Consider the following 19,283-nt stretch of genomic DNA (forward strand, 5'->3'; position numbering starts at 1 on the left):
TGTGTCGCGACGGCACGGTGAAAAGCCCTTAAGACGGTGTCAGCGGTGGCCGCTCGAGCTCGTCGAATCTTGCGAGCGCGGCGTCGAGGTCTGTTTCGTCAAACATCTCACCGCGGTTGACCGCGTCTCCTTCGACTGTCAAAAGGGTGATTTCTCGCCACTCTGCGTCGAAGCCCTCTTGCGAGGTTCCGTAGAACGCGTGCGTGACCACCACGCCGATGTCACTCAGCCGGTGTACGGTCTCGATATGGCCCTTGCCGTCCGGGATGACGGTCCACGTGGCACTGACGAAAGGGATCATGTCGCCGGGCTCGAACGCCCTCCCGCGCCGGTGGTCGATGCTCACGAAGTCGGCTGTAGTTGAGGGTATCTCGTGCCTGTTGAGCGCGGCGTAGCCAGCCGCGATGACCGACCATGTGTGCGCATGGTCGGCCGCTTCGCCGGCGAGATACCGGGAATCGAGCTCGTCGAAGGCCGCATCGATGTCATCGGGGTCGAAGCTAATGGTCTGCTTCATTAGGTTGTCGTCGCCGACTTCCATCACAGACAAGGCCTCCCAGGTGATCGGTTGGTCAGTGTCATCGATGTCGCGGACGCGGTGGCGGGTCAGCGAAAGGCGAGATCCTCGGGTCCCGATGGCCTCCACGCTCAGTCGCCAGTTGCTAGGCGCCTGGAAAAGTTGTTGAACGTTCTTCCACAGCGCAAGCCCATCATGTATCCCGCGCAATCCCTTTCGTCGGTCGTCCAATCGAGCGTCTTCAGTCATGAGGGCGAGGAAGCCGCTCATGTCGCGGCGGTTGTACGCATCAACCAGGCGCACCCAGGTCCGAGTCGAGGCATTTTCGAGCGCAGGAGCCGGCCGATCGAGCTCGTCGAACCTGGCGAGCGCGGCGTCGAGGTCTGTTTCGTCGAAAATCTCGCCGCGGCTGAATAACTCGCCTTCAAAGGTGAGAATCATGATCTCTCGCCATTCGGCATCGAAACCGTCTCGCGTGGTCCCGTATGCAGCATGGGTGATGACCGCTCCTAAGTCGCTCAGCTGATGCACTGCCTCGGCGTAGGTGTAGAAGTTTTGGTAGACGTCGAACCCGACACGTACGTATTCGGTCCAATCCCCGGGCGCGAAAGCTGCCACTCGGCGGTGGTCGATGCCCACCCAGTCCCCAGTCCTCGCAGCGAATTCTCTCCGATTAACGGCGGCATATGTGCGTGTGACGGCGGACCAGATTTTCAAATGGGCGGCCGCTTCGCCGGCGAGATATCGGGAGTCCAGTTCCTCGAACGCGGCGACGAGATCTTCGGGATCAAACATAATATGGGTCGCGAGCCGATCGTCGGTGTCGAGCTCTGCGACGCAAAGCATTTCGACGCCGAAGTCACCTTGCTGCAGGTCGCGGTTCGGGGCAGAGATACGGGTCAGGGCGAGGCGTTCTCCGCGGGTCGCAATGGCAGTCGACGTTACGCCTGCCACAGCCTCCGCCAAATCCCGAATATTCGCGAGCACGACATCGCGCCCTTCCCAGGCGCCGATGTTCACGACGCGGCGCCGATCTTCGACAAGGCTGTCGTCGGCCAACATTTCAGCCGCGGCACCCCAATCACGCGCCCGGGTGTGGGCGAAGAAGCGGTCATCCGCCCGACTCGCCGCATTTGCGACCCGCGGCGCCTGTGGGTGCAGTTCCTCGAATCGGGCGAGTGCGGTGCCGAGGTCTGGCTCGTCGAAGTACTCGACGCGGCTCAAGAGCTGCCCTTCGACTATGGCCATGGCGATCATCCGCACTTCGGCGTCAAGGCCCTCGGGCGAGGCGGCTTTCACCACGTGGGTGACGACGGCTCCGAGTCCGTCCAGCCGATGCACAGCTTCGACGTAGAAGCTGGTGGCCGAAGTGATGTCCCATAAGGCTCTTAAAGATGCGGCCAGATCAACGCCCTCGACCGATACGAGCGCTCGATGATCGAGGTAAACGTGATCCGAAGTCGTCGCGGGAAGTTCGCGTCGATTGGCGCGCGCGTAACCGTCTGCAATCACCGACCATGTGTCGGCGTAGGCGGCCGCTTCACCGGCAAGGTACCGGGCATCGAATTCCTCGAACGCAACATCGACATCCTCGGGATCGAACGTCACGACCACCGAGATCCGCTCGTCATCGATCTCCACAATCTGTAGGACGTCGTGGAACTGGAACGCCTCGGGTCGTTTGTCGTTGCTCGGGTGGATGCAGTGCAGGACGAGGCGCTCCCCCCGGGTGGCGATGACGGTCGATGAAATGTTCTCGGCGCCGACGTCGGCGACGGCTTGCATGTTCGCAAGTTCGGCATCTCGACCGCGTCGGACGCCGGCATTGACCACTCGCCTGCGATCGTCGTCGAGTACGTCGTCAACCATCGTTTCGGCCATGGCTTCCCAGTCGCGGGCGGCATAGGATCGTTCAAAGCCCTCGACCACTTGGCTTGCTGTGTTTCCGAGACGTGGTGCTTTTGGGTACAGTTCCTCGAAGCGTGCGAGGGCTACGTCGAGATCTGTCTCGTCGAAAACTTCGGCGCGGCTAAGCAGGCCACCTTCGACGGTCTGTACTTCGATCATCCGCAACTCGGCGTCAACACCGTCGTTCGACGTTCCTTTATGGACTTGTGTGTAGACCGCTCCCAGTTGGTCCAGCCGATGCACCGCCTCGACGTAGACGCGGTACGCCGAGAAGATGTCGAACACCGCACGAATGGATGCGGCCAGATCGGCACCCTCGACCGATACCAGCGGACGATGATCGATGTAGCCCGGATTGGGTGTCGTGGCGGGAAGTTCGCGCCGATTGACCGCGGCCTGGATACCTGCGATTATCGACCACGTCTCCGCGTGGGCGGCTGCTTCGCCTGCGAGGTAGCGAGCATCCAGCTCAGCGATGGCAGCATCGAAGTCGTCGAGGTCGAGCGCGATGCGTGCCACGATCCGTTCGTGGCCATCGATCTCAATGATGCCGAGCACCTCGGCAATCACCACTTCGGACTGCTCGTCGCGGATTGAGAAGCAGTCACGACTGAGGGCGAGGCGCTCCCCACGGGTCGCGATAACCGCTGACGTAACTGATGAAAGCCCCAAGGCAGCCGAAGCTCGCATACTTTCGATCGTGGCGTCTCGGCCCTGTCGCAGCCCCGCGTTCACCACTCGACGGCGATCGTCGTTGAAAACGTCATCGGCCAGCATCTCCGCCACGGCATCCCAGTCGCGGGCAACCCAACGCGCCATAAAGCGTTTGAACAGCTGGCTTGCCGCGTTCTCGAGCCGCGGCGCCTGTTGGTGAAGTTCATCGAAGCGGGCGAGCGCGGCGTCGAGGTCCGCCTCGTCGAAGCACTCGGCGCGACTTACCAGTTCACCGTCGACTGTGACCATTTCGACGATCCGCAGCTCGGCTTCGAGGCCCCCCTGCATGGTCGCGTTTATCACCTGGGTAACGACGGCTCCGATTTTGTCCAGCCGATGGACTGCCTCGACGTAGACGTTGAAGGCAGAAGTAATGTCCCACAATGCATGTAGTGAGGCAGCCAGATCAACGCCCTCAATCGACACGAGCGGTCGATGATCGACGTAAACCGAATCCGGAGTGGTCGCAGGCACCTCTTGCCTATTGACTCCGGCGGTAATCTCTGCAACAAGCGACCACATTTCTGCGTGGGCGCTCGCTTCGCCGGCGATGTAACGAGCGTCAAGTTCAGCCACGGCGGCATCGAAGTCGTCAGCGTCGAATATAACGCGCGCCACGAGTTGGTCTTCGGCGTTGACCTCCGAAACGCATAGCGCCGTGGAGCCCGACCAGCGGTCTTCGATGAAGTAACGAGCGAGGACGAGGCGCTCCCCACGGATCGCGATAACCGTGGACGTCATGTTCGTTACCCCGACATCGGCGACGGCCCGCATGTTTGCGATCTCGGCACCTCGCCCGTGCCGAACACCGGCGTTCACTAGGTGACGCCGATCATCCAGCCGGATGTCTTCGGTGAACAGTTCCGCAATGGAGTCCCAGTCTCGGGCTGCAAAGCTGGCCAAGAAGCTTTGCTCCACTTCGCTTGCCGCATTTCTGACTTGCTGCGGCCGCGGTTGTAGTTCCTCAAACCGGACGAGCGCGGCGTCGAGGTCGGTGTCGTCGAAAAGTTCGAAGCGGCTGAGCAGGTCACCTTCGACCGTTAAAATCTCGATCATCCGCCACTCGACGTCAAAGCCGTCTTGCGAGGTCGCCGCCACCGCGTGGGTAATGGCCGCGCCGAAACTGCTGAGTCGATGCACTGCCTCGATGCGGAAACTTGCGTCCGGCGTGAGGTCCCAAAAGTCGCGCATTGCTGCGGCTAGATCACTCGTCTCGAACGTGGGGAGCTGCCGGTGATCGACGGTGACCCAGTCAGGCGTTGTCGCGGGAAGTTCACGGCGGTTGACCGCAGCGATACCACCCGAGATGACTGACCACGTGTGGGCGTACGGCGCCGCTTCTCCGGCGATGTACCGGGCGTCAAGCTCGGCGAAAGCGGCGTCGATGTCGTTGAGGTCGAATATGACGGCCGCTGCGACCCGTTCGTCGGTGTCGAATTCAAGGACCTGCAGCACATCGAATTGAACCGCGTCGGGGTCAGGGCCTGAGGCGCGCCAATGCGTGAGAATGCGACGCTCGCCCCGGCTCGCAATAATGTCCGCGGTGGCCATTGTCGTCAATCCGATGTCAGTAGCTACACGCAGGTCTTTGATCGCAGCATCTCGACCGCGGTAGACCCCGGCGTTCACGACTCGGCGGCGGTCGTCGAAGTGATAATTCTCAGCAAAGTCCTGCGCCATGGCGTCCCAGTCGCGAGTCGCGAAGTGCGTCAGGAAGCGTTCCGCCACTGCGCTTTTTAGCCGGGGGGAGCGCGGCTGCAGCTCGTCAAACCGGGCAATCGCCGCGTCGAGGTCCGTCTCGTCAAAGATCTCGCACCGATCGATTGAGTCACCGTCGACAGTCATCACTTCGACTCCACGCCATTCGGCGTCGAAGCCATCTCGCGAAATCCCATGCGCCACATGGCTGCAGACTGCCCCGCGGTTACTCAACCTATGCACGGTGTCCACCCGGAAGCTGACGTCCGGTGTGAGCTGCCACAGCGATTCTAGGGATGCGTTGAGCCCGCCCTCCTCGATAATCCTCGGCCGGCGGTGGTCGACGTTCACCCAATCCGGTGTCGTTGGGAAAAGTTCGTGCCGGTTCATCGCGGCGTAGGCGCCGGAGATAACCGACCACGTCTTCGCGTACGGTGCCGCTTCGCCGGCGAGGTAGCGGGTATCGAGTTCCTCAAAGGCTGCATCGATGTCATCAAGGTCGAACAACAGGCGGGCAGTGACCCGATTGTCAGCATTGAGCTCGACCAAACAGAGCACTTCGTTGCGGAAGGCCTCAGGCCCTTGATCGTCGACCGGGAGGAGGAGACGACCAAGGGTCAGGCGCTCAGCGCGTGTTGCTACCGCGGTAACCGTCACGTCCTTAACCCCGATGCTCGCGATTGCCCGCAGGTCCGCTATTTCGGCGTCTCGACCATGACGGATACCGGCATTCACCACTGGACGGCGATCCTCGGAGCAAATGTCTTCGGCCACCAGCTCCGCCAGGGCGATCCAGTCCCGGGCAGCGAAGCACGCGAAGACACGTTCAAGCACTTGGCTTGCCGCGTTCTCCAGCCGAGGGAAGCGCGGATGCAATTCATCAAAGCGGGCGAGTGCGGCGTCGAGGTCTGTCTCGTCGAAGATCTCGCATCGGTCGATTCGGTTGCCTTCGATAGTTAGAAGTTGGATTTGTCGCCACTCGGCGTCAAAGCCTTCTGATGAGGTTCCGTGCTGCGCATGGGTGATGACAGCTCCGAGATCGCTGAGCCGATGCACAGCCTCGATGTGAATCGTGAGATCTGGGGTGAGATCCCAGATGGCACGGATGGACGTGAGCATCGTGCCGGACGCGAAGGGTGTGCCCCGCCGATGGTCGACGGTGACCCAGTCCGTGGCGGGGAGTTCGTGCCGGTTGAACGCGGCATAGATACCTGCGATGACTGACCACGTGTGCGCGTGGACGGCCGCTTCGCCGGCGAGATAGCGGGCGTCAAGTTCGGCAATGGCGGCCTCGATGTTGTCGAGGTCGAACGAGATGGACGCCACAATTCTTTCGCTCGCGTCGATCTCGACGATGTTGAGGGCATCGTTTTGAATCGACCCGGGGTCGGCGCCCGCCGCGCGAACTCGCACGAGGGCGAGGCGGTCGCCGCGGATCGCAATGACTCCCAACATCGTTAGCGCGAAGCCGACCTCGGCGATCGCCCGCACATCTTCGATACCGGCGTCTCGACCGCGTCGGATCCCGGCATTCACCACCCGCCGGCGATCTTCGCTGGAAAAGTTATCCGCCACATTTGCGGCCATGGCGTCCCAGTCCCGCGCCGCGAACCACGCGTAGATGCGCTCATAGGCTTGGCTTGCGCGGTTTTGGAGCCGTGATGCCGGTGGACTGAGTTGTTCGAACCGCGCGATCGCTCTCTCGAGGTCTTCTTCTTCGAACACCTCACATCGGCTTAGTCGGCTACCTTCGACTGTGAGAACGTCGATCATCCGCCATTCGGCGTTGAAGCCCTCTGGCGAGTTCCCCCTCACCGCGTGGGTGACGACCGCTCCGTCATCGGACAGCCGATGTACAGCCTCGGTATAGATCCTGATGGTGGGCGTTTGATCCCACACTCCGCGAAGGTACGTGGGCAGATCGGCTGCTTCGACGGCTAAAACCGGTCGATGGTCGACGTACACCGAATCCGACGTCGTCGAGGGAAGTTCGTGCTGATTGAACAGAGCACAGGTTTGTGCCACCGCGGACCATGCGTGTGCATGTGCAGACGCTTCGCCGGCGAGGAAGCGACGGTCGAGTTCGTATATGGCGGCGTCGAAGTCATCAAGTTCGAACACCACGAGTGCCGCAATCCGCCCGTCGGTGTCGATCTCGATGAGATGAAGGACTTCGATCCGAATCGCCTCGGGGTCATGGCCGGTGGCTTGAGTGCGCGAAAGGATGAGACGCTCGCCCCGAGTAGCAATGATGGTCGACGTCAAGTTCGTGAAACCTACATTCGCGGCCGCCTTGGAATCTTCGATCTCGGCATCTCTCCCATATCGGACCCCCGCGTTCGCGATTCGGCGGCGGTCGTCAATGCAAACCTCCTCGGCCAAAATCTCGGCCATCACGTCCCAGTCGCGGTTTGCGAAACAGCTCAAGAAACGCTCGTACACCTGGCTTGCTGCGTTTTCCAGCCTTGGTGCCGGCTGGCTAAGCTGATCGAACTTTGCAAGCGCAACCTCCAGATCCGCCTCGTCAAATACCTCAGCTCGGCTGAGCATTTCACCGTCGACCGTCATGATTTCGACGCCCCGCCACTCCGCATCGAAGCCCTCCTGCGAGGCTCCATATCCCACCCAGGTGAACACCGCGCCGAGGGCGTGCGCCCGATGCACCGTCTCGACGTAGACATTGAGGGTTTGGTCGAGGTCCCACCCGGCACGGATGTAGTCAATTCCTTCGCCGGGTGCAAACGCGGCCCCTCGGCGATGGTCGAGACTCACCACATCCGGCGTCGCAGCGGCGATTTCGCGCCGATTGTGTGCGATGAAAGCACCGGTGATTACCGACCAGGTATCCGCATAGTCTGCTGCTTCACCGGCGATGTATCGGGCTTCGAGTTCGGCAAAGGCGGCTACAAGGTCATCGAGCTCGAACACTAAGATCGCTGCGATTCGCTCGTTGACGTCGATCTCGATGATGTGCAGGATTTCGACTCGAATCGCCTCGGGGTCCTGGCCGGTGGCTTGAGTCCGCGAAAGGACGAGCCGCTCGCCCCGCGTTGCAATGACTGTCGGCGTCAAGTCCGCGAAGCCCACGCTGGCAGCTGCCCGCAGGTCTTCGATCTCGGCATCTCTTCCGTGCCGGACCCCCGCGTTCGCGGCCCGCCGACGATCCTCAACGGAAACGTCCTCGGCGAGGACCTCCGCTATCGTGTCCCAATCACGGATCGCGAAGCAACTCCAGAAGCGTTCGGCCACTTGGCTTGCCCTATTTTCCAGCCGAGTTGCCGGGCGGCTGAGCTGATCAAACCTGAATATCGCGGCGTCGATCTCGTCTTCGTCGAACAGCTCGCAGCGATTGATCATGTCGCCTTGGACGGTCACCACATTGGCTCCGCGCCATTCGCTCTCGAAGCCTTCGTGGGAAACACTCTGCGCCGCATAGCTGTACACTGCGCCGAGGTCGCTCAGCCGGTGGACGGCTTCGATGTATACGTTCAGCTCTGCGGCGAGCTCCCACGGAGCACGGATGTACGCGGCCAGCTCGCCAGGCTCAAATGCGGTGACCCTGCGATGGTCGAGGGTGACACAGTCGGGTGTCATCGCGGGGAGCGCGTGCTGATTGACCGAGGTGAATGTTTTCGCGACCACCAACCAGGTGCGCGCATAGGTCGCCGATTCCCCGGCGAGGTAGCGCGCATCGAGGTCCGCAATGGCGGAGGCGAAGTCGTCGACGTCGAATGTGATCACTTCCGCGATCCGTTCGCCGGAATCGATCTGGACGACTTGCAGGACATCGTTTTGGATCGCAGCGGGATCGCGCCCAGCAGCGCGAACACGCACCAGAGCCAGACGGTCGCCGCGGGTGGCCCTGACATCTACGACCGATATGGTGAAGCCGATGTCGGCCGCCGCCCGCATTTCCTCGATTCCAGCGTCGCGACCGTGTCGGAGTCCGCCGTTCACCACTCGACGGCGATCATCGATCAACTCATGCTCGGCCACCATCCCGGTAATTGCCACCCAATCGCCGGCCTCGAAGTACTGCCACATGCGCTCGTAGGTTCGGGTTGCTGAGTTTTCGAGCCGCGGCGCCGGCCGACTGAGCTGATCGAACTTCGCGAGCGCGGCGTCGAGGTCGGCCTCGTCGAAGAATTCGCAGTGGTCGATCGTGTCGCCTTTAACCGTTGCGAGGCTGACTCCTCGCCACTCGGCATCGAAGCCCTGATCCGAAACACCGTGCGCCGCATAGCTGCAGACCCCGCCGAGATCGCTCAGCCGGTAGACAGCCTCGATGTACGGTGTGATCTTTTGGCCGAGGTCCCACCCGGCGCGGATATAAGTTGCGAGGTCAGTTGACCCGAACGCTGCTGCTCGGCGATGGTCAACAAACGCGGACTCATGGCTTATTGCGGGCAATTCCTGCCGGCTAAACGAGGCGTACGATTCCGCGATCATCGACCAGGCATGAGCGTGAATTGCCGCTTCACCGGCGAGATGACGAGCGTCGAGTTCGGCCATGGCGGCGTCGAAGTCGTCGACATCGAATTGGACGTGTGCCACCAATCGTCCGTCGGCGTCGAGTTCGACGATATCGAGGTAGACAACGTGGAACGTGTTGCGCGAGGATCGGATACGGCTGAGGGCCAGGCGTGCGCCCCGGATCGCGATGACGTCTGATGTCACGCTCTCAATTCCGACCTCGGCCAGCCCCGAGAGTTCGGCGATCAAGGCGTCTCGGCCCTGTCGGCGGCCGGAGTTGACTGTCGAGCGACGGTCCTCGCTCAAAACGTTGTCGGCCACCATCTCGGTTATCGCGGACCAGTCGCGGGCCGCGAAGCACACTTTGAATCGCTCGTAGAGTTGGCTTGCGGCGTTCTCGAGGCGCCGCGCCTGCGACTGCTCTTGGTCGAACCTGCCGTGCGTGGCGTCGAGTTCGGCGACGGCGGCGTCGAGGTCGTCAATGTCGAACCACACCTGCAGTGCGATGCGCCCGTCCTCGTCGAGGCCGTACAGCTGGAGAAATTCATCGCGCGGCGCCCCGGGGCTCAAGTCGGCACTGCTGATCACCAATCTTGCCAGAGCCAGGCGCTCACCTCGCACGGCGACAACGACTTGCTTGAACCGTAGGTGGTCATTTTCGACAGCGCGTCTGCTCTGGTGTACCCAGTCGGCCGAGGGGAGATCGCTCTGCTTGAAGCCGACAATCTTTCGGCGGCTTTCGACGAGACCGTCGGGCGCATACAGCTCCTTGACCACCTCCCAGGCCTCGCTATGGAGGGCAGCTATCACGCGTTCGCCCACTCGTACGCATGCATTGTCGAGCTCAATAACTGGCGCATCGGCTGGCGCCCGACTCACCGGGGCGGCCGGCATTTCGCGCGGGCTGAAAACAAGACGCGCCTTCTCAACGAGTGCGGCGGCCCCTTTTTGTTCCCATAGACCGGCGGCACGCTCGGCGGCGGCTCGTGCTCCCGAGACGTCACCCGCGGCGGCCAAAACCGTTGCCAATGCCAGGCATGCGTCGCCATGGTCAACCAACGCGTCGGTGCGCTCGGCCAGACTGACAGCGGCCTCGGCCACGTTGCGTGCCTCCACGTGATCATTGCTGCGCGACAGCAGCTGAGCCCGAAGCGTGCGCCAGGCGATCGAGGGCTTCAGCGCGTGGCCAGCGAGACGCTCACTTTCCGTGCATAACTCGCCGGCCTCCGCGTCTCGGTCTTGCAGGAGGCACGCACGACCGAGCAGGGCCGCGGTCTCCGCGGTGTCGGCGTCCAGGCCCATTCGGCGAAAACCGTTGTAGGCCTTACGCAGCGGCGGCTCGGCGGCAGCGGGGTCATCGATGACCAGCTCGACAATGCCGGCGAACTGCTCGACTTCCAGGAGTGCATGGCGCAGGCCGAGGTCCGTGACCGTGCGCCGGGCCGACTCGATCATTCTTCGGGCCGCAGCACCGCGGCCGCGGAAGGCTTCCAATAGCGCCTGGCATCGCGTCGACGTCGCCTCGACCGCAGGCGAATCGGTGGTGATTCGCAGTAGCCGCACCACGTCGAGACACCGTCCGCCCGCACGCGGAACGGGATTGGGGCCCCACAATGCGGCGAGCGGAGCGCCCGCCAACACGGCGTTGACCCGCCGGTGTTCACGCGCGCGCCGCGCCGCGGTAAGCGCTTCGTCCAGGGCGATTTCGCAGTCGGCGATTCGTCCGAGCCGCGCCAGGCAGGTGGCTCGTACGGTGTGGGCTTTGGCTTCCCCGGCGGCATCGTCCAGTTCAGCAAGCTTCTCGGCGGCCGCGCCCAACGCGGCTTCGACCTCGTCCAATCGCTCCGGGTGGATCAGCATCGACAGCTCACCGTCGAAACATGTCGCCCATGCCGCTAGCCGAGCCGAATCGACTGTCGCTGCCTGCAATTGCGAGACAGCCCCTGCCGCCGATATGACGTCGCCTGCGGCCAGCAGAGCCTCGCAGCGGGCGAGCAATAACTCCGCAGCCTGGTCGTTGCGGTCGGGTAGTTCGTCGTCGAGTTCCTCCAGGGCATGCAAGGCTCTGTCGTATAGCTCAGCCGCACCTTCGTAGCCGAGTCGTGCCATTGCCTGGTCTGCCGCACGCCGGCAGTACTCGACGGCCTTGGCCGCGTTTCCTGCCCATGCGCATTCGAAGTAGTGGTGCGCCAGTTCAGCCAGCAGCTCGTCGTCGGCGCCGGGCTCGGTCTCCAGCGTTGCGGCGATGCGCTGGTGGAGCCGCATGCGGCGCACCGATGCCAGCTCCGCAAGGAGCGACCGCCGCACAATGGCGTGGTTGAACCGGTATCGACCGCCGGGCTCCTCGATGACGATACCGGCCTTGCACGCCTCGTCGAAAGCGTCAACGAGATCCTGTTCGACGACCCGTTCCACGAGGTCCACGGCGAACCTGCTGCCGACGACGGCGGCTGCGGCAAGGGCCTTGTTCGTCTCTGCGGATAGCCGCGAAAGTCGGCGGCTCACGGTCTCACGGACGCCTTGCGGCAGGGTAGTCGGATCCCAAACGCCGCCACTCTCATCGACATGGCGCAGTGCCTCGATAAGAAAGAACGGGTTGCCACCGGTGACCGACGCCAACGCCCGCGCGAGCTCTTCGTCGTCGTAGCCGGCCTCATTGACGTACGCGGTCACGTCCCCCTCGTCAAGGCCGCTCAGTTGAAGGCGGTTGGCAGTGCCGGAATCGGCGCTGCGATGAAGATCGGCGAGCATGGCCGCCAACGGATGGGAGCGATCGAGGTCGGTGCTGCGGTACGTCCCGACGATCTGTACGCGGGCGTGGTCACCGAAGCGCAGGAGATGACGGAGCAAGAGCAGTGTGGGTTTGGCGGCCCAGTGCAGGTCGTCGAGAACAACGACGACGGGTGCGCTCGCGGAGGCGACTTCCAGCAACGCCACGACCGCGTCGAAAAGTGCGTAGCGTTCGGTGTCCGGGTCGGCAGGGGTTGGCGCGGCCAGATCAGGAAGGACATCGGTCAACCCGGGAACCAACGCGAGCAATGCTTCAACGCCGCGCACTGCGCGCAGTCGTGTGGCGCCGACGCACGGCACGAGCGAACGCAGTGCCTCCGCGAAGGGCTGATACGGCGCCCCGAGATCCTCATCGCAGCGGCCGTAAAGCACGACCGCCCCTTGCTGATAGACGCGTTGAGACCACTCGCCGGCCAGGCGCGTCTTACCGACGCCGGGTTCGCCGGCAATCAGAACCGCGTGCATGCCGCCCGTGAGCGCCGTCTTCCAAACGGACACAAGGCCTTCGAATTCATTGGTGCGGCCGACGAACGGACCGGGACCGATCAGCACCGCGGGGAGGCCGGGCCGCTCGAGGGGTGCGTCGGCCGGTTGTTCCGCCGGACCGTCCACGGTGGCGTGCAAGCGAAGCTCGAAAACGTGCTCGGGGCGTGCCAAGTTCTTGAGCTGGCGCATTCCCAAGTCGGCGAACACCACATCGTCGGGCAGTGAGTCGATGACGAGTTCGGCTGTCGCGCCGGAGCAAAGAATCTGGCCACCCGCTGCAAGCGACCTCAGGCGCGCAGCGCGGTTGACCGCACGACCGAAGTAGTCTCCGTCGCGAAGCTCTACCTCGCCGGTATGCAGCGCGATGCGGATCCGCATGGGTTCGCGCAGCGCCCATGGTTCTTGGGCAATCGCCTCTTGTAGCTCCAGCGCTGCAGTGGCCGCCGCCGACGGCCGATCGAAGACCGAGAACGTGGCGTCGCCCTCGCCGCGGGTCTTGATCAGCCGTCCTCCGCGGGACGTGACGATGTGTTCGGCAAGCTCGTCGTGGCGCGCGAGCGCGATCGCCATGGCTTCGGCGTCGGCCTCCCAAGCGGCGGTCGACCCCTCAATGTCGGTGAGTAGGAAGGTCACGGCGCGTGTCACCGTCGTAAGCTGTTGTCCTACGGGGACTTCCAGAGCTGCGTCCTGGGCAACGATCGCGGCTTCCAGGCGCCGGAGCTCCGGCCCGGGGTCGACCCCCAGCTCATCGGCCAGCAGCGATCGCGCTCGTTGGTAAGCGGCCAAGGCCTCGCCTTGCCTGCCGGCGCGGTAGAGGGCGAGCATCAGCTGGCCCCAGCGCCTTTCGCGAAGGGGAGCGTCGGATACGGCCGACTCGAGCTCGCCGATGATCTCGGCGGCCCGGCCGGTCGCTAGTAGAGCATCGGCGCGATCCTCGACCAGCGCGGCGTGGCCCTCTATCCAGCGTGTCTTCTCGGATACCCCCCGCCGGGTATCGGGCAGTTCCGGGATGCCGCGCCAGAGGGTCAGCGCCTCGTCGAAACGGGCCACCGCTTGGATGCTGTCGCCAGCCGCTGCGGCTTCACGGCCGTGCTTGGTTGCCAGCTTGTAGCGCGAAGCGTCGGTATCGGATTTGGTGAGGACCCATCCCGTTCCCTCGGTCAAAACGAAGCCGTCATCCAGCGTGCGCCGCAACGACGAAATGTGGGTCTGGAGCGCTTTGGCCGCGGTGCGCGGGGGATCGTCGCCCCACAAGAGCTCGAGCAGTGTCTCGGCCGACACGATCGAAGAACCGTGTAACCCGAGCATGGTCAGAATCGCGCGCGGCTTGGCGCCCGGGATTGTGACCAGGGCGCCGTCGCGTCGCACCTGGAGAGGTCCCAAAACCCCCAGTTCCACCGCATGAAGCGTACTCACGTTCCGATAGTCGGGGAGGGAAATCAACACACGGTCAAGGCCGAGTAAAGGTGTTTGCCGACAGCGAACCGCGGCCCTTGAGTCGCGCGGGCGCTACTCAGCGCTTGAGGCATCGACGGCCGGTCGCCGACGGCTCTGCCGGTTCCTTAGATTATCTGCACAACCGCTTGTTCAAAGAATTGGTTGTACGCAAGGTAGACAGGCTTTTTCCCGGTCGCTTCCAGGAACTCCTGGAATGCCTTGAATTCGTGTTCCGCGGCTTCGGGATAGTTATAGAATTCATCGAAAACTATGACCGTGCCCGACACGATGTTGTCGACAAGCTGGTCGAAGATTTCCTTTGCGGACGCATATATATCGCAATCCACATGTAAGAATGCGATGGGCGTCGATTTCAGGAATTCTGATTTGAACCGCGGAAGTGTGTCGTGAAACATGCCTTTCACCAGGCTCACATTGTGCAGAACCGGCGGCGTCCACCCTTCGGTGTTGACCCGGAAAGTACCCTGAGGGACGGTCAGATCCGTGCGAGCCCATTCTTCCGGAAGCCCGTCGAAGGAATCGAATCCCCAGATACGTTGCTCTGGATTGAGCGCGGCAATGAAATTGATGGTTCTTCCAGTGCACACCCCCATCTCCAAGTACGCGCCGCGCAGCGTAACCGCGTCAGAACCGAACTTCAGCACAGCCGCGTCGGTGTCCAAAGGCTTTGCATCTGCAAAGTATTCCGTCACCATTGCCCGAGCCGTCGGTGACTCTCGATAGTCCTTGTCCATCGGGTAGAAGTTGAGAACTTGGTGCCCCGTATGCCACTCGTCGCTCGCCGAGGGCATCTTTACCAATCGGTCCCAGTCGAACCCGTTGGTGTGCGTCAGTTCTGGGGTCATCTGCGGAATCTCGGTGCATCGCATGGCCGTGGGCGCAAGCCGAACATGCCGAGAAGACCTGCCGACAGGAGTGACGCCGCGGCGGACAGCAATTTCATGCGCTCAGCCTCCTCGCCGGATGACGCGGCATGATTAATCGGCAGCGTAGAGGCTGGGCGCGGACTTCACGATGGAATTGCGCGGTCGGCGCACGAGGCCACGAGTCCACCTATGACTGGAGTGTCACCTGAGACTGGCGTGGCGGATGAGTTATACGGGCGCCCAATCGAGCCCGCCATCGAGGCAAGCCAGCGCAGGGCCGCCCGGCGCGACGCCGGTCTTGCGGCGACATTGTACGGAAACACCAAGAATTAAGATTCCGCCGCGACCGCGCGCACAGTACTGTTTATGTGCCAGCGTCTCCGTGAGGGAGAGGGATCGTGGGATCGCAGAAAGTCGTCGGTAGTCGGCCGGATCGGCTTCCATTGGTCGCACGGTCATCCGCGGTGCCCGCGACGATCCTCCAACTAGGCACCCGGTATCCGGGTGCCGCGGTGTTGCTGGCGGTGCCGCTGGCGGTCGCCGGCATCTGGGGGATGGTCACGTGCCCGTCCTTGGCCCTGCCGCTGGTACTGCTGGCAGGCGTGGCCTTGGTTCTCTTCGATTTCCTGGCCGGGCCATACAGGGCGGTTGAGCAAAAGGCGCGGCTCACGACCGGCCCTCCGAAGCGGAACCTTCAGCCGCGCCCCAGCCAGCCCACGACCCACACCAAGCCAAAACCGTCGCGACGGGAATTAAAAGCCGAGGCGCGGGCGCAGAAAGAAGTGGCGCGGGCGCAGAAAGAAGCCGCGGCGGCCGAGGCGTTCGCCGACGAAGCCGAGGCTGACGCGCAGGCGCAGGTCGCCGCTGCCGAGGCGTTGGCCGCCGAAGCCGAGGCTGACGCGCAGGCACAAGCCGCGGCGGCCGAGGCGCTGGCCGCCGAAGCCGAGGCGGTGGCCCAGGCAGAAGCCGCGGCGGCCCAAGCGCTGGCCGCCGAAGCCGAGGCGGTGGCCGCCGAGGCGCGGGCGCGGGCAGACGCGGCCGCGGCCGAAGCCTTGGCCGCGGAAGCCGAAGCGCTGGCCGCGGAAGCCGAAGCGCTGGCCGCCGAGGCGCGCGCGCAGGAAGAGGCCGCCGCTGCCGAAGCGCTGGCCGCCGAACCCGAAGCGGTAGCCGCCGAGGCGCGGGCGCAGGCAGAGGCCGCCGAAGCGCTAGCGCTGGCCGCTGAGGCGCGGGTGCGAGAGCGGGCGCACGCCGAAGCCGCGGCGGCCGAAGCGCTGGCCGCCGAGGCGCGCAAGCGCGCAGAGGCCGCCGAAGCCGAAGCGCTGGCCGCCGAAGCTCGCAAGCAGGCCAAAGCCGCCGAAGCTCTGGCGCTGGCCGCCGAAGCGCGCAAGCAGGCCAAAGCCGCCGAACCGGAAGCGTTGGCCGCCGAGGCGCGGGCGCAGGCAGAGGCCGAAGAGATTGAGGCGCTGGCCGCCGAGGCGCGGGTGCGAGAGCGGGCCCGCGCGGAGGCCGCCGAAGCCGAAGCTCGGGCCGTCGAGGCGCGGAAGCGGGCGGAGGCGGCGGAAGCCGAAGCGCTGGCCGCCGCAGCGCGGAAGCGGGCTGAAGCTGCCGAAACTCAGGCCCAGGCCGCCGAAGCGCGGGAACGGGCAAAATTAGCCGAAGCCGAAGCGGTGGCCGCCGAGGCGCGGGCGCGCGCGGAAGCCGCCGAGACCCAGGCGCTGGCCGCCGAGGCGCGGGCACGCGAGCGGGCGCGCGCGGAAGCCGCCGACGCCGAAGCGGTGGCCGCCGAGGGGCGGGCGCGCGCGGAAGCCGCCGAAACCCGAGCTCGGGCCGCCGAGATTTGGGCGGGAGCCCAAGCCGCCGAAGCCCAAGCGGTGGCCGCCGAGGCGCGGGCGCGCGCAATCCGGCTGCGGCTGGAGGCTGAAGCCAAAGCCAAGCGGCACGGGAACAAACCGTAGGCGGACACAGCCCGGAGTGTCGTTCTACGGCACTTGGGTATCCCAGCGGGCGTATGTCTACAGCACGAACACAACCGGATCAGCGCGAAATTGATAGCGTCCGGGAGACCGTCGCCGCCATCTCCCAGGCATTCGCTGCCAAGATCGTCGGGCAGCGCGAGCTGCGCGAGTCGCTTCTGATCGGCCTGCTCGCGGGCGGCCACATCCTGCTCGAAAGCGTCCCGGGCCTGGCCAAGACCACTGCCGCGAAGGTGCTCGCCGAGTCGATTCAGGGCCGCTTTCAGCGCATTCAGTGCACGCCCGACCTGCTGCCCAGCGACATCATCGGCACCCAGATCTACGACTCGGCGACCAACTCTTTCGTCACCCAACTAGGTCCGGTGCACGCCAACATCGTGCTGCTCGACGAGATCAATCGATCGAGCGCGAAGACGCAGAGCGCAATGCTCGAGGCGATGGAGGAGCGGCAGACAACCATCGCCGGACAGGTCCACCCACTTGCAGATCCTTTTCTGGTCATCGCCACCCAGAACCCCGTCGACCAGGAGGGCACCTATCCGCTCTCCGAGGCACAGACCGATCGTTTCCTACTCAAGGAAATCGTGCGCTACCCCTCCCCGCAGGAGGAGGTAGAAGTCATGGCGCGGATCGACGCCGGCATCTACGACAAGGGACGGCCGACCGCGCCGGTGGTCAGCCTCGAGGACGTGGTGCGCGTCCAGGAGGTGGTGCGTCATGTCCACATGGACCGTGCGCTGATGCTCTACGCCAGCCAACTGGTTGACGTCACGCGCGATCCCGCACGGGCTTTGCCCAAGCAGATCGCGCGCCTCGTCGAGTACGGCGCCAGCCCACGTGCGACCATCGCGTTCTGCAAGGCGGCCCGGGCGCAGGCGGTGCTGGCCGGGCGGGCGCACGTGCTGCCCGAAGACATCGCGAAGCTTGCGCACCGGGTGCTGCGGCACCGGCTCATCCTCGGCTTCGAAGCGGCCAGCGCCGACATCACCTCCGAAGTCGTGGTCGACGCCGCATTGCGGGCTGTCCGGGTCCCTTGAGGTGCCAGAAGGCCAATCGTGGGTAAGCACCTAAACCGGGCGAAGGCGCACTTCGGCACCGATACCCGCGGCCTGCTCGAAGGCGGTCGATACGCGCTATTGCATACGCGCAGTATGGAATTCGACGATCTTCGCCCATACGTTCCCGGCGACGATGTGCGGGACATCGACTGGAAGGCTTCCGCACGATCGGGCGGCGTGCTCATCAAACGGTTCGTGTCCGAAAAGCATCACAAGATCCTGCTTGTCGCCGACGCCGGCCGCAACATGTCGGCGCTCGCCCCCAGCGGAGAGTGCAAACGCGACATCGCCGCGCACGTCATGGGTGCGGTGGGATTGATCGGATTACGGCGATCCGATCAGATCGGCATGGTCTACGGCGACCGGCGCGGTTGTGTGAACATTCCGCAACGGCGCGGCGAGTCGCACATCGAGGGCCTGCTGCACCGCTGGTACCAGCACACCACGGCCGGCCCCGGCCGCAGCGACATCACCGCCCAACTCGATTACGTCGCAACGCATTACCGGCATACCATGCTCATCATCGTGGTGTCCGACGAGCCCGAGGTGGACGACCGGCTGGGCGCGGTTCTCGGCAGGCTGACAGGGCGCCACGACATCATGTGGGCGATGGTGTCGGACATGCCTGCGGTGGGCCCCGACAACACCGACGGGTACGACGTCGCCACAGGTCGTTTCGTCCTGAACGGGGCCGACCTCGGTGCGCGGGTCGTCACCGCGTACCGCCGCGCCGAGCGGAAACGCCGCGACCGCCTCGATGCGTTCTTGACCGCTCACGCCATCGCGCACGCGACGATCGCCGGCAGCGGGGACATTCGGCGTGAACTCGTTCGCCTGACCGAGGTGGCCGCCCGTGCGGGATGACTTGCTGCGCTATGTGTTCGGTCCGCAGCCGTACTCGTCCTGGTGGCTGTGGTTGGCCGTCTTACTGATACTTGCCGTGATCGGTTGGTATGCAGTCGTTTTCGTGTGGACACTGCCGTCACGCCGGTTGCGGCGCATCCCGTTCGTACGGCGAATGCACGCCTGGCTGATCCGCGATCGATTCGCCCGCAGCGTGCAGCGCATCGCCCGCGAGCACGACGCCGGGCGGATGTCGACCCCCGCGGCGTGCGCAGCAATCAGCCGGAGTGTGCGCAGCTTTCTGCATCAAGCGACCGGCGCGCGTGCCCAGTACCTGCAGATCGGTGCGATGGCGGATGGGGGCCTGGCCCCGGCCGCGCCGCTGCTCACACGGCTCGGTGACGCGCAGTTCAACGCCGAGTCTCGCATCGAGGTCGCCGACATGAGTGCGCGGGCGCAGGAGCTGATCCGCTCGTGGACTTGAAGTGGTGGCCGGTAG

At 64.2% G+C, this 19,283-nt stretch carries 6 protein-coding genes; 4 read left to right on the forward strand and 2 right to left on the reverse strand.

What is annotated here, in order from left to right; genetic code table 11:
* Positions 1-28 precede the first annotated feature (28 nt).
* Together AC5Y4H_RS08335 and AC5Y4H_RS08340 are read right to left on the reverse strand one after the other, a co-directional pair.
* Positions 29-13,984 (reverse strand): nuclear transport factor 2 family protein, encoded by a 13,956-nt coding sequence (locus tag AC5Y4H_RS08335; protein WP_499980314.1) that lies wholly within the window; start codon positions 13,982-13,984, stop codon positions 29-31.
* Between the two features lie 164 nt (positions 13,985-14,148).
* Entirely contained in the window at positions 14,149-14,889 is a 741-nt protein-coding gene (locus AC5Y4H_RS08340) for a TylF/MycF/NovP-related O-methyltransferase (protein WP_499980229.1), read from the reverse strand.
* 485 nt (positions 14,890-15,374) lie between these two features.
* Here AC5Y4H_RS08340 and AC5Y4H_RS08345 point away from each other — a divergent pair, with 485 nt between their 5' ends.
* From AC5Y4H_RS08345 to AC5Y4H_RS08360, 4 genes are read left to right on the forward strand one after another with little or no spacing between them, the layout of a single operon-like run.
* Complete coding sequence (locus AC5Y4H_RS08345) at positions 15,375-16,865, forward strand: hypothetical protein (RefSeq protein WP_499980231.1); 1,491 nt, start codon at positions 15,375-15,377, stop codon at positions 16,863-16,865.
* 53 nt (positions 16,866-16,918) lie between these two features.
* On the forward strand, positions 16,919-17,920 hold the full coding sequence (locus tag AC5Y4H_RS08350; protein WP_499980234.1) for an AAA family ATPase: 1,002 nt from the start codon (positions 16,919-16,921) through the stop codon (positions 17,918-17,920).
* Between the two features lie 18 nt (positions 17,921-17,938).
* Positions 17,939-18,805 carry a DUF58 domain-containing protein gene (locus AC5Y4H_RS08355; protein WP_499980236.1) on the forward strand — a complete coding sequence of 289 codons (867 nt, stop codon included), beginning with the start codon at positions 17,939-17,941 and terminating at the stop codon, positions 18,803-18,805.
* Positions 18,795-19,268, forward strand: a complete 474-nt coding sequence (locus tag AC5Y4H_RS08360; protein WP_499980238.1) for a hypothetical protein — start codon at positions 18,795-18,797, stop codon at positions 19,266-19,268. The genes AC5Y4H_RS08355 and AC5Y4H_RS08360 overlap by 11 nt, the downstream gene beginning before the upstream one ends.
* Positions 19,269-19,283: the final 15 nt, after the last annotated feature.

It is taken from the genome of Mycobacterium sp. NGS58 (assembly GCF_059812385.1).

Coding starts and splice junctions, on each gene's coding strand:
- AC5Y4H_RS08340 (WP_499980229.1), bottom strand. CDS start 14,889: ATGACCCCAGAACTGACGCACACCAACGGGTTCGACTGGGACCGATTG.
- AC5Y4H_RS08350 (WP_499980234.1), top strand. CDS start 16,919: ATGTCTACAGCACGAACACAACCGGATCAGCGCGAAATTGATAGCGTC.